The 12376-nt window shown below is 65.0% G+C and carries 11 protein-coding genes; 3 read left to right on the top strand and 8 right to left on the bottom strand.

All coding sequences use genetic code 11. The features are described from left to right. Positions 1-79 precede the first annotated feature (79 nt). Positions 80-331, top strand: a complete 252-nt coding sequence (locus tag EER34_RS07635; protein ID WP_127473895.1) for a DUF2188 domain-containing protein — start codon at positions 80-82, stop codon at positions 329-331. A 113-nt stretch (positions 332-444) separates the two neighbouring features. On the opposite strand, the gene EER34_RS07630 is transcribed toward EER34_RS07635, so the two are convergent. The 4 genes from EER34_RS07630 to EER34_RS07615 all read right to left on the bottom strand — a co-directional run bounded on the left by EER34_RS07630 (position 445) and on the right by EER34_RS07615 (position 3021). Next, positions 445-858: a hypothetical protein gene (locus EER34_RS07630; RefSeq protein WP_127473894.1), complete on the bottom strand. Its 414-nt coding sequence runs from the start codon at positions 856-858 to the stop codon at positions 445-447. A 68-nt stretch (positions 859-926) separates the two neighbouring features. Continuing rightward, entirely contained in the window at positions 927-2360 is a 1434-nt protein-coding gene (locus EER34_RS07625) for a ThiF family adenylyltransferase (RefSeq protein ID WP_127473893.1), read from the bottom strand. Further along, positions 2357-2758 carry a hypothetical protein gene (locus tag EER34_RS07620; RefSeq protein WP_127473892.1) on the bottom strand — a complete coding sequence of 134 codons (402 nt, stop codon included), beginning with the start codon at positions 2756-2758 and terminating at the stop codon, positions 2357-2359. The genes EER34_RS07625 and EER34_RS07620 overlap by 4 nt, the downstream gene beginning before the upstream one ends. A 2-nt stretch (positions 2759-2760) precedes the next feature. Further along, positions 2761-3021 (bottom strand): multiubiquitin domain-containing protein, encoded by a 261-nt coding sequence (locus EER34_RS07615; RefSeq protein WP_127473891.1) that lies wholly within the window; start codon positions 3019-3021, stop codon positions 2761-2763. A gap of 95 nt (positions 3022-3116) precedes the next feature. On the opposite strand from EER34_RS07615, the gene EER34_RS07610 reads away from it, so the two are divergent. Next, positions 3117-3467, top strand: coding sequence for a helix-turn-helix domain-containing protein (locus EER34_RS07610; RefSeq protein ID WP_127473890.1), 351 nt, complete (start codon positions 3117-3119; stop codon positions 3465-3467). A gap of 25 nt (positions 3468-3492) precedes the next feature. Further along, the gene (locus EER34_RS07605) at positions 3493-4053 is read left to right on the top strand and encodes an ImmA/IrrE family metallo-endopeptidase (RefSeq protein WP_127473889.1); all 561 of its coding nucleotides are present in this window, start codon (positions 3493-3495) and stop codon (positions 4051-4053) included. A 128-nt stretch (positions 4054-4181) separates the two neighbouring features. On the opposite strand, the gene EER34_RS07600 is transcribed toward EER34_RS07605, so the two are convergent. The 4 genes from EER34_RS07600 to EER34_RS07585 form a co-directional block, all read right to left on the bottom strand. Continuing rightward, positions 4182-6797, bottom strand: coding sequence for an AAA family ATPase (locus tag EER34_RS07600; protein ID WP_338067934.1), 2616 nt, complete (start codon positions 6795-6797; stop codon positions 4182-4184). A 242-nt stretch (positions 6798-7039) separates the two neighbouring features. After that, positions 7040-9598 (bottom strand): S8 family peptidase, encoded by a 2559-nt coding sequence (locus tag EER34_RS07595; protein WP_127473887.1) that lies wholly within the window; start codon positions 9596-9598, stop codon positions 7040-7042. After that, complete coding sequence (locus EER34_RS07590; protein WP_127473886.1) at positions 9561-10529, bottom strand: AAA family ATPase; 969 nt, start codon at positions 10527-10529, stop codon at positions 9561-9563. The genes EER34_RS07595 and EER34_RS07590 overlap by 38 nt, the downstream gene beginning before the upstream one ends. A 135-nt stretch (positions 10530-10664) precedes the next feature. Continuing rightward, positions 10665-12254 (bottom strand): helix-turn-helix domain-containing protein, encoded by a 1590-nt coding sequence (locus EER34_RS07585; protein WP_205791407.1) that lies wholly within the window; start codon positions 12252-12254, stop codon positions 10665-10667. Positions 12255-12376: the final 122 nt, after the last annotated feature.

The raw sequence follows: 12376 nt of genomic DNA, 5'->3' as shown, positions 1-12376 counted from the left end.
CGCCCGTGCTCGGACATGGCCAGCCAGAGGAGCTACGACCCCTTTCGTTCGCCGTCGATGCCGTTGCAACTTGTCAGCCATGGCGAACAACGATGAAGACCGGTACGTCGTCCCCAACAAAGAGCGCGGAGGGTGGGACGTCGTCAAGGAAGGCCACGAACGCGCATCCGCGCACTTCGACACCCAAGCCGAGGCAATCGCCCGCGCACGCGAAATCGTCGAGAACTCAGGCGACGGCCGCGGCGAAGTACGCATCCAAGGCGCCAACGGCCAGTTCCGCGACTCCGACTCCGGCTCGAAGAACGAAACCCGGGCCAAAGACACCCGGTAACTCCGACGTTCAGTTGCGGGCGCTCAGGGATGACACATGCCCGCGCACGCGAGCCGATCCTTGACCGCCTCAGTGACAAAGGCTTCGCACGCAGATGCGCACGCCCAACCGGATCAGTGGGCGCGCTGCCACTTCCGGGCGGCGCGCCCTCGTTGCCGGTGGCAGCGGGCGAGTTCGTCCTCGAACGCCCGGAGCCAGATCACAGCACGTTCCTGGCGGACTGCATCCCGCGCGCTGAGGACCATGGCTGGCGCCAGAGCCGCCAGGACGATGAGGGCCAACACGACGCTAGTCGAGAGCACGATGATCCACTCGGGGACGGTATGGATCATCCCCTCGTTACGGATGGGAGAGCTGGGCACAACCAATGCGACCAGAAACGCCGCAGCGATACCTCCGAAGCCCAGCGACATCGTGTTGCGGACGTCGGCCTCCGCTGCCCGTAGGGCCGCGATGGTCGTCACCTGCTCCTCACGGGGTGCCAGCGCGAAGAGCCGCAACCGCGCCACCGTGACATCCGTGTCCATGTAGAGGTGGGCGACTGCCTTCTTCCGCTTGCTTCGGGTGCGGCGGCTCCCGCCACGGCGCGTCATCTTCAGCGGACCTTTGTGGGAAGGCGTCTGGCATCGCCGCGGGCGAAACGCCCGAGTCCGCAGTTGGGGCAACTGGGGTGGTGTCGTTGTGCGTACTCGACGATCTCGTCAGTGAGCGGGTGAATGGTGATCCAGCGGTGGGGCTCCACGAGATCGGAGGTCAGGCCGGTGATGCTCATCATCCAGTCGTTGACCGCGTGCGCGGCGGCCAGTGCGTTGAGGGTGATGACGCTGGGTGCAGGCACATCGTCATCGTCGAGGTAGCGCTGTCGGCGGCGTTCGCCATGACTCTTGGCTTCCTCCTGAAGGAGGACCGGGTTGATCAGCTGCGCGCAGCGCAGACACCCATCTCCCGGGACGCTGGCGCGGACGGCGGAGAAAATATCGGCGATATCGCCCGTGTCCTTCACGAGAGACACCTTCGCGCCGACCTGCGTGTTGGGGATGAAGTACTGATGGGTGAGGGCGTCGACCAGCCGGCGCGCCGAGTGAGAATCCGCGGCGAGGAAGATGTGATCGCAGTCCAGGAGCAACTCTGCGACATCGGGCTCGAGCACGTCGTCGAACACGGCGGTGACGGTGACGGTCCGGGACGCCTCCCGCGCCACACGCGCCGCGATCTTCACTTTGGGAGCAGAGAGCCGCCGGCCGATCCGTCGCAACCACTCCGGCCGATTTTCGGTGGTAAGCAGGCTCCAGGCATCCCCTCGGCGCGCTCCCACGACGCGGGACAGGTTGGACATCTCGATCCGGTCTGGGTCGATCACAAGAATCTCTCCCACGCCAAGACGGGCAAGGTATTCGTTGATTAGAGAGCCGGCACCGCCGAGACCGATGATGGCGACGCGTTGGGTAGCGAGGATGTGCTGGCCGCGGTCCCCGAAAATGCGGGACTGGCGGTCGAACGCTTCACCAGCGTGAGCGGGGCGGCGTGGCTCGGGATGCAGCCGGGTCTGGGGCCGGCCGAGGACCTGCAGGTGATCAATGGGGACGCGAGTGCCGTCGGCGAGCCAGATGTCGCCAGCGACGGCGTTGCGGGCGAACACTAACGCTCCGACGGCAGGGCGGTCGGTGATGTCCAGCAGTGCCGGATAGCCGCGTTCATGCGATGCCATGTCAATCTCGGAGAACTCCACCCGTTCCGTGCCGCCGTGACAGTGCACGGCAACATAGACGAGCTCGTCGTCCGCGCAGGACTCCGCTGCCTCGAGGACGAACTCTGGGGTGAGCTTGCGGTAGCCGCGGTCGCCGGGGACGTAGTCGGTACCGTCGACGGCGTACAGGACGTCGTGTACAAGCAGCCGGTTCCCTCGGGGCGTGCGGGCAAGTCCGCAGCGGAGGATCGCAGCGTGTTCGTCGCGGTCGCCGGGGAACAGGTGCGCCGCCAGGGCGTGCCAATCGTTCTGGGTGATGCGAACCGACCAGGGGGCGTTCATCCGCGCAGCCAATTCAGGATCCGATGCAGCTTGGATGCCGCGGTGTCGTTCATGGGGTCCCACTGCCGGCTGCTGCGGGAGAGCTGGGTGACCGGTTCGATAGCGCCCTCAAGCCCCCAGGTAGTCTGCTGGAATCCATCGTGAGCCTGCAGCGGCGTGCCATCCAGCAGCGTGAGCCCGGGCGCGCAGAAGTGCGGGTACACCTGAGCTTCGGGATAGCTGTAGACCAGATGAAACCCCACCCAGGAGGAGCGGAGGTTGAAGCGGTCCCCGAGGGGAAGGGGGTCGACCTTGACGAAGGCTCCCCCGGTGCCGTCCTCACGATGTGTGACGAGGGCGTCGGGAAAGGATTCGGTGAGTTGCTCGAGGGCTTCCGCAACTTCCAGGGAGAGTGCCATGGTCAGGAGTTGTCCTCGCCGGTCACCGCACGGAACTCGTCGCCGGTCTTGACGGTGACGGTGTCGGTGTCGGCGATGGGGCGGAACTTCTGGCCCTTCTTCTCCGACAGCTGGAAGTCCAGCTGGATCGCCACGCCCTGCGCGATGGCGGCTTCCTTGATGGCGAGCCCGGTGACGTGCTTCTCCGGCAGGTCGACCGGCTTGCGGTTGACGGTGATAGTGATGACCTGGTTCTTGGTCTTGTCTGCGGCGGTGGTGGACATTGCTGCTCCTTGCTCTAGTCTGGAACCCTCACGATTGCAAGAGTCAAATGCTATTCTACACCATGATTGCGAAAGTCGAATTGAAAGGGACACTCATGGCCAAGGGCACCTTCGACGCCGCCGCCTTCTACGCAGCCCTCAACCAAACACGAGAAGCACGACGCCTGACGTGGAAGCAAGTCGCCGAGCAAGCCGGCGTCAGCGCCTCCACCCTCACCCGGATGGCCCAGGGCAAACGTCCGGACGTCGACGGGCTAGCAGCACTCGCTGCGTGGAGCGGTCTGAACGCTGACACCTTTGTGAAGAGAGGCGAGGCCGATGGAGAGCCGGAAACGATGGCGATGATCTCCACCTACCTTCGCGCGGACAAGAACCTCTCCGCGGATGCAGCGAACGCGCTAGAGAGCATCATCGCCACCTCTTACAACCAGTTCCGGAAGAAATAGCCGCGCACATCATTGGAGGGCTCAGATGCCACCGCCTGCCGGGTTCGTCAAGAAGCACGTCACCGACCTCGCCTACGAGACCCGCGAGGAGCTGGGCTTGAGCCCGTTTGACCGGCTCGAGCCACTGGCTCTGGCTGAGTACCTCGCGATTCCGGTCCGCAAGCTTTCCGAGCTGCGCGAAGAGAACCCTGCAGCGGCTGACTACTTCCTCACCCGTGATCCCGCCGCGTTCTCAGGAGTGACCGTCTTCCACGGGTCCGGTCGCGTCATCCTGCATAACGACGCTCACTCCCCCGCCCGTCAGGCGAGCAACATCTGCCACGAGCTCGGCCACGGCCTTCTCCTGCACGACCCCACGCCGGCGGTAGACGGTTCGGGCTGCCGCGAGTGGGATCAAGTGATGGAAGACCAGGCGCAGTGGATGGCAGGAGCACTGCTGATCCACGAATTGGGCCTCGTCACCGCGCTTCGGCGCGGAAGCGAGCCCAGCGAGATCGCCAGAAGATACGGAGTCAGCGAAGACATGGTCACCTGGCGAATCAACATGACCGGGGCTTATCGGCGCGCGCATCCCGCGCACCGATAACGCCAACGTAGAAACCCGAGCAAGCGACGCCCGGGGTTGCGTTCTGCCGACGGGGCGACGCGAAGAGGAGCTTTGCGGGCGGGCGTTAGACCGGCGCGGTCATTCGCTTGGTCAACGCCCCGCGTTGGTCAAATCCCGATACCGGCCGAAAGGGTTGATGGCGCCGTGAGCGGTGCGGCCTGGTTGGTGTGCGCTGCGCGCCGGTGTTCGGCGCGAGCTGCCTCGACCGAGTCGACCAGAGTAAGTTCCCGGCTTCCACGCAGCATGCAACCGGCGAGTTGCTCGCGGCTGGCCGCGTCCGTGCCAGCAACTGCGAGGACGAGGTTGTGGTGACGCCCGCGGGTGAGACCGACGTAGAGGCCGGAGGCGTCGACGTCTGGTCCCACGATGGAGGCATCACTGGTCTCTCCTTGGATGCCGTGGACGGTGGAGGCGTAGGCGAGGTGGATGTGTTCGGCGGCGTAGGTGAGCGGTACGCGGCGGATGTCGCTGCTGTCCGTGGGTGACATCAGGTCGATCGTGTCGTGGTGGATGGCGCGGATGGTCCAGGTGGCGCGGTTTTCGACGCCGGCGGCTCGGTCGTTGCGCCGGGTTTGGACGGTGTCGCCGACGAGGAGTTGTTGACCGTCGTGGCCGGTTGCGGCGGTGCGTGGGTCAAGACGGCCTTCTTCGATGCGGCGGAGCTGTATCGCTTCGTTGATCGCGTCGGCTTCGGCGTTGCTGCCGGTGACGAGGCACACCCGAGAGCCGCGCGATGACCAGTGGAAGTACTCCTGGATCATCGCGTCGCGGGCGGCGTCAGCGTTGTCGACGCGGCGCACGTGACCGGTCGCGTCGAGGTCGGCCGCGACCTGAAGGGCGGTAGCTTGGTCGCCGGGGTTGCGTAGTCGCAGGGTGAGTGCGGCGTAGTCGGGGTTGTCGAATCGGTGGACGCTGGTGAGTTCGATGGTGGCGGTGGCTCGACGGGTCGCGGCGGCCATCGCGCCGGCGTGGCCGACTGGGAGCGCCTGGAAGGGATCGCCAACGAGTGCGATGCTGGCGCCGGTTTCCAGTGCGAGTTCGGTAAGCGCGGTCGCCGTGTGCAGGTCGACCATCCCGGCTTCATCGACGACGATCCGATCCGCTGGTGTTAGCGCGTAGCGGGTAGGCCCGCTGTAGGGTGCGCCGGTAGTCGGGTCCACCTCGCCCGCGGTCAGCCGGAGCCACTTTTGTGCGCCGGAGGCGTCGCGGTGCCAGCGGTAGCCGTGATCGTGGAGCAGTGCGTGCACGCTGGACGTGGCCGTGGCGATCTCGCGCGCAGCGACCGTGGCGGCTTTCTTCGTGGGGGCGACGACGATCATGCGGCCGCCTTGCTGTTGGATGAGCCGGTTCGCGACCCGCAGCATGGTGGTTTTGCCGGTGCCGGCAGGTCCGGTGACGGTGACCAGCCGATCCGTTCCGGCGATCGCGCCGATCGCCGCGGCCTGTGCTGAGTCAAGCTTTGGGGTGCCGAGCAAATGGGCGACCTTGTGGACCGTGGCGGCGGGCACGGGGGTGCCGGGCGCTGCGAGCCGATCGAGGTGGTTGGCCAGCCGCACCTTCAGCCGCACAGTCGTCGGTGCGATCAACGCCTTCACATGATCAGGAACCTCATCTTCGGCAGGCAGCAACGAAACTACAGTCCGGATCGCCCGTCCCGTCACATCAGCGATGACGTCGTCAAGCAACTCGCGGTGCGCGACCACTCCCGATTGCGAGATCGCTCTGATGGCGCCGGCGCGCAGGTCGAAACGGCTGAACCGTCCGCTGCTCGAGGTCGACCGGTCGTCGGCGTCGACGACCGCCATCGCCGCCAGTAGGTCCCGGTCGAGGGATCCGACCGGCACCGATCGGACCACTCGCGTAGCCCGGCGATCGGTAACGCGGGAATCAACCAAAGCCAGCTCGCGCAGAACCATCTGCTGCCACGTCTCCTCATCGATCGCGTCCGGCTTGTTGGGACGGCCGGTGGCCCAGGCGCGACGATCGATCTGGTGCAGAACGCCGTAGCCCGGCTGCTCGCCGTCATGATCTGCCCGCCATTGCGCGAGCAGCGCGGCACGGTTGGCTTCGATCTGGTTCGACCGCCGCGACACCGGCCGAACCAAGTGTGCGAGCTCCGCAATTTCCCCGGACTTGTTCAGGGTGTAGCCGTGGCGCGCGAGGGCGGCAAGCCATCCCGGGTCGGTGCGAGCAGCCAGGTCGCCCTCCGCGTTGATCACCGTGTGCAACCTCATCGCCACCCGAGAATCCACGTTCGACCACTGACCGTCATCCCCCAGCACCCGCACGTTCAACCACAAGTGCCGATGGATGTGCGGGTCCAGTGCGCGGGACCGGCGGTGCTGCAACTCCACCACCTCAACCCGCTGGATGCTCTCCCGGACCCTGCCGCCGGCGCCACGGCGCGCGTTCAATTCCCGCTGCCACGTCGTGATGATCTGGTCACGAAGCCGGTCCTGCAGAGCCTCGAACTCCGCCGACAGATCCTCGTCGAGGAGCGCGGCGATGCTGTACGACTTCGGTGCGTTGATCGTGCCGTCCAGCACCAGATCAGCATCCGGCGACATCAGCTCCCTTCCGCGTCGCTCCCCCGTCGTCGGGTCACTCCCGTCCACCCAAACCCGTAGCTGCGCTGCATCCAAGCTGTCTGACGAGATCACGCCGGAGTCCACGACAAACCGCGTGCCTGTCGGCTCCGCACTGTACCCGGTGAGCGCATCCACGCCGGCTGACGCTGGTCGGTGGGAGTCGCACGTGGCCTTGAATGCGTAGGCCATCGCCTGACTCACGCCCTGGGAGTCAGAACCTCGCTTCCACCTCTCGAGGCCACCTCGCATGCGCCCAGGGTACGCCCGTTTTGCCTATCTCGGAACGGGATTCACAGAAAGTGCCTGCGTGCATTGCTGTGGTGCTTGCATTGCTGTCGTGCTTGCTGTCGTGGCTGGCGCGCTCGCCAACGTTCGAGCTATCCAGCGACAATCTCGATCGGGATGCGAATCTGGGTTGCGATCGGGGTGTAGAGGTCGACGCTCACTTCGTCGGTCTGCAGCGACACCAGGAGCGAGTACCGGATCGGGCGCGAGACTCGGTCGGTGCGGCCGTTGTTCTTCCACCATCCCCCGACCGGGTACACGGCCAACGAACCTGTCGCTGCCAGTTCCGACCCAAACCCGGACCACTCATCTTGATGGAGCGATCCGAGGTGCCGCTGGTTCGGCCCAACGAGCCACCGATTCGACGCTCCGGAGCCTCGACTGCCGGTTCCTTGCTCGTCGTCCTGTGCATCGCGATTGACTCGGGCAACGAATTCACGCTCCGTCTCCAGCGAGCCCTGAAGATCGAATCGCAGTCCGTGCGACGCATACGAGTATCGCCTCCGCCAACCGCGGCGGGAGGCCGACGGCTCGACGAAGTAGGAAAGCGTTACGCGGAGCCGGACCGTGACATCGCCCAGTTGCTCAAGGGTTTCACGCGGCCACGGCAAGGAATGAAGTCGGAAGTGCCGCATGCGGTACTCCGGGCCGTCGAAGGGGACAAACTGGTCTTGGGTTACGAGCGTGACGGCGTGGTTCGACGAGTTCAGCACAGCGGCTTCTGTTGGGATACCCCATCCGTATCTGCGCAGAAGCGACAGACGATCCGACTTGTTGCCCGCGCGGTCAATCTCCTGCCACATGGGGTCGGACCATTCGGCCGAGTGTGTGAGCAGTCCTCGAACGGTCTCCGGCCAGTAGGACGGGTAGCGCGCCATCGCGAGAGCGGCGAGCCTGGCTGCTTGCGCGGTCGCAGCGCTCGTGGCGTTCGCTGTGCTCAGGGCGAGATCGGACGCGGTGCCCGCGCTGCGCAGCGAGACCGTGGGATGGCGGTCCTCGAATCCGGAGGTGCCATCTGTGAGTACATTCCCGCCTTCCATGCAGATGTCTGGCTTGATCGGCCACTTGCGACCACCGAACATCACCGATGTTCGACTGTGAGGCGACAACTCGCCCGGCTTTGCCAGCGCTTCCCAACCGTCGTACGCGGGATCCGTCGGGGCATCAGCGAGGTTCGTGAAGGCAGACACGGTGAGTGCGTTCCACGCCTGCGCTGGGTCCTCGATGGCGGAGGTGTCGGATTCGGCGCGGTGATCCAGCTGGTAGGAGTCGACATTTCCTGTGGCTACGAGGATCAATCTTGCGGCGTCTGGATCGGGCGCCGCGAGCAGTTGAAGCTCAGTGCCATCACGCACGACACCAGTGCCCATCGCGAGCGCGTCCACCGTCGACGACCATAGCGTGGGCTCGCCCGGGTGATCCGGCCTTGCGCTCACCGGCAGGCAAAAGACGCGGGGACGAACAGCGGCAATCTCCGGGAGCGCGATTGCGTTAGCGGTGGCGGTCCCAAAGTCGAGTGGGTCATGAGCGGGCTCACCCACCCCGGGAATGATCCTCACCGACTCGAGCCTGTGAGAGAGCGAAATCGACGCGCCGGACATCAGCGCCTCATCGAGGTCACCGAACAGCGCCAACCCAGCCATTGACGTCCCATGGCCGTTTACATCTGCCCCCGAGGCTCCTACGACCGTGTAGACGTCCTCTACGGCCAGCGAGTTGCGAATCAAGACATGCGCCTGAAAGACACCCGAATCGAGGTGAGTCACGTATGGACCGGTCTCAGAAGCAGGGACGATTCGCGCAGCCAAGTCGGCAACGAAGTCGTCCTGATCCTCCGGCGGGAGATCCGACACTGTGTCAACGAACTCCGGCTTGCGCACTTCAGCAATGGGAACGCTGGTGAATGGCAGCACCTGAAGGGCGTCCCACGTCGCTTCAATCCACATCACCACACGGTCCCGCATGCGCAAAGATCGAGGGACCAGCCGCAACCTGTTGACTTCGGCAAAAGCGGTCAACACCTCTACGCTTGGCTGCGAACTGTCGAGCCAAAGCTCCCACCAATGGACGCCCTGGGTTGGGGGCTCACCCGTTGAGGTCCATAGATCTCGCAGAACTGCCTGTCGAATCCTGGCGATGTTCGCGATCAGTGCCTGGTTCGCGGGGCTTCCGGTCTGGGCGGTGTTCTTCGCCAGATACTCCTCGAACAGCTGAAGGAACTTCGTCCGGTACTCGTCAGCGACCCACACCGCGGCACGCTCGGGTTTTTCCAGCGTGGCCGGATGAACCGAGAGCAGCAGCCACATTGGGCTCTTCGGCCTCACGCGGTGCGCGGTAAGTCTGTTCAACGACTCAAGTTTGAGAGGGTACGTCGCATCCGCACCCTCGAGTACGATGGCCGTTCCCAGTGCCGCGAGTTCCTCTTCGCTGACGCTGGCAGCCGCCCGAGCGCCCGCTGCCGCAGCAAACACGTCAGCCAGTTCACCTCGCATCGCGAGGCCGTGTGCCCGACGTTCTACGGGTCGGATCTTTGGGTTACCCTGCCCGCCACGCGTGAAGTCTTCGTTGGCTGCACGTTCGACGATGTAGAGATGGTCGAGGTGCCTTAGATCGTCAACCAATACTCGCCCGCCGACGCTTGGTGAGCGCATACTCGAGGTCGACGCGCGATACGACGCTATCGCCCCTCATGAGCGCAACCTTAGCCGCCGCTTCAGCAGCGCGAACCAGGTCGGCATGACTGAGCCCCTCGGTGAGCGAACCAAGCTTCGCGAGACTCGTCGATCGCGCTAGAGAGCCAAGTCTTGTGCGCAGAATGGCGATGGTCTGACGAGCATCGGGTAGCTCGTAGGTCAGCACCGTGTCGAACCGGCGAAAGAGCGCTGGATCGAGGATCGTTCGGTGGTTCGTAGCCGCTATCACGATCGACTCCGGGCTTGATGTCTCCAGGAAGACGAGGAAAGAGTTGAGGATGCGGCGAGCTTCCCCAACATCATTTCCAGCGCGATCGGCACCGAGAGCATCGAACTCGTCGAACAAGTAAACGCCCCGGCGCTCCGCGACAAGGTCGAAGACTGACCGTAGTTTGCTTGCTGTCTCCCCCATGTACTTGCTGAGGAGACCGTCGAGTCTCACGGTGAACATCGGAATCTCGAGCTCCGACGAAAGCACTGACGCTGTCATCGTCTTGCCCGTGCCAGGAGGCCCTTCAAGCAGGAGGCGATGCGCGGGCGCGAATCCATGCCGCAAGAGCACCTCGCGCTGTCGCTGCTCCGCAATCACATGCTGAAGTTGCTCAAGCAGGTCAGGGCGAACTACGAGATCGCGGAGGGCGAGGCGCGGATGTGTTTCTTCGACGACATCGTCAACCTCCGCTCGCTGCTTGGGTAGACGAGTGAGATTCGGTCGCGGACTAGTCTTCCTCGACGCATCGACAGCCTTCTTGATGTCCTCAGCGACGACGTGATGTCCGCTTCTCGCCTCGCGCGCAGCAACCTGAAGGGCGACCGAGTAGAAGGCAGCATCGTCACCCGAGGCGTGGCTGCGCACCATCGCCTTGACGTGCTCCCCGAGCCCAGCCATGCCACCGCCGCCTTCCGCCACGAGCCGCTACAGACTTCATATCGTACGGGTACGACGTCCAGGGCTCACCGTCGGACGTGTCGTCACGATCTTTCGAATCATCGGCAGACCACTTACCGCCTAGTTGGCGCGGGTTCAGGGTGTCCCGGCCTCGCGCTCCCGGTACTCTCGCGGCGAGAGGCCGTGGAACCTAGTGAAGGCGGCGCTGAAGGTCGGGAGGTGGGCATAGCCGACGCGGCGGGCAACGGCGCTGGGCTTTGCACCCCCGGCGATCAGATCGCGGGCGATCTGCATGCGGGCGGCGTAGCACCAGCGCGCGAAGGTCATTCCGGTCTGTTCGCGAAAGGCCCGGCGGATATCGGCCGGCGCGTCGACCCATAGCCCCCCGGAGGTACCGACGCTGCGCAAGTAGTCCATGGCCACACCCCGCGCCCGGGGGTCGGTGGGCATGGGCACCGAGAGCGCTCGCTGAAGGGCGACCTGTTCCGCGAACAGGTCGAGGATGTGACTGGGCATGTACTCGTCCGGACGGATCGGGGTGCGGGCGCTGACCGAGCAGAACAGCAGGTAGTCGTCCCAGGTGGGAGAGAACTGAGCCTGCAAAGGCTCGCTCAACCGCAGGTCACCTGTGGCGGCGTTCCCGAGGGGCAGAGAGAGGGAGTTCTCGCGAGCACCCGTGATGTGCTCCAAACCGGCGGGGATCCAGGTCGCGACGCCTCGTTCCTGTTCGTATCGGCGATCGCCGATGTCGAGGTATCCGCTCCCGCGGTATGTCCAGATGAGCACGTGGACGCTGTTGGTGTGCGCAGGTGTGCGGGCGGCGGGCAATTTGTCAGGGACTGCGGGAGCGTCCGTCGCGCGCATCATGCGCACCAGCTGATCCGCCTGGCGCGCCGCGGTCGCCCGTAACGCCAACCCGCTCGCGCCCCGCCGCGCGGAGAGTTCGCGACTGAACTCGTGAGGGGTGAGTCCGAACTGCTGCCTGAACGCGCGCGTGAAGCCGTTGTGAGTGGCGAATCCCACTCGCGCCGCCACTGCGGCGACACCGTAGCCGGCTGCAAGGTATTCGACACCGGAGTGCAGGCGGCAGCTCAGCCGCCACTGCTCAAACGTGAGGCCGGTGTCTGCGCGGAAGTCGCGCAACAAGGTGCGCGGACTGGACAGCACTCGCGTCGCCCATTGAGGGATGGTCAGGTCGAGAGCAGGATTCCGCAGCAACTCTTCGGCAACGTCCCGGGCCCCGTTGGCTCTGGGCATGATCGGCCGATCGGTCGTCCGCAGCTCGGTGTCGGCGGCCCCAGCTTGATCCGGTGGGCGCGACCCGTGGCGACCGAGGAGCTGGGCGAGTGCATCGTGGGAGTGCCCGTGGCTCGCCAGCGGGGTGATCATGAGGTTGAAGTTCTGGATCAGCCAGTCCTGCCAGCCGTCCGGAATTGCGAATGCGCGAGGCTCCGACAAGTATTCGGCCGCAACCCGCGGAGATGTCAACAGCGGGAAGGCAACCGTGCCCGGCTCCGTGGTGACCAGCCAACGGTTTCCGGCACTCATCGGAATCCAGACACCCTCACCTTCGCGGAGGTGGATCTCCGGATCGTCCTCGATACAGACGCTTGCCGCTCCCCTCCGGACCCAGAGCAGCAGATTCTCGCTCTGATCCCAGAGTCCGCTGGCCTGCACTCGAGGAATCGGTGGTGGTCCGCTGGTGCTGAGCGGCGGAAGATCCACGGCACACGTCCTAACTAAATGGCGAGCGGCGCACCCAATTGTAGGTGAGGGTTACCTAACCTGGAGAGCGGTCCTGCCGACGGTGGCGCGCGGCCTCGTCACCCGAACCCGTCCGAAAGGGA

It is taken from the genome of Microbacterium sulfonylureivorans (genome assembly GCF_003999995.1).
GTDB classification, from domain to species: Bacteria; Actinomycetota; Actinomycetes; order Actinomycetales; family Microbacteriaceae; genus Microbacterium; species Microbacterium sulfonylureivorans.
This window is presented reverse-complemented; position numbering and strand designations above follow the sequence as displayed.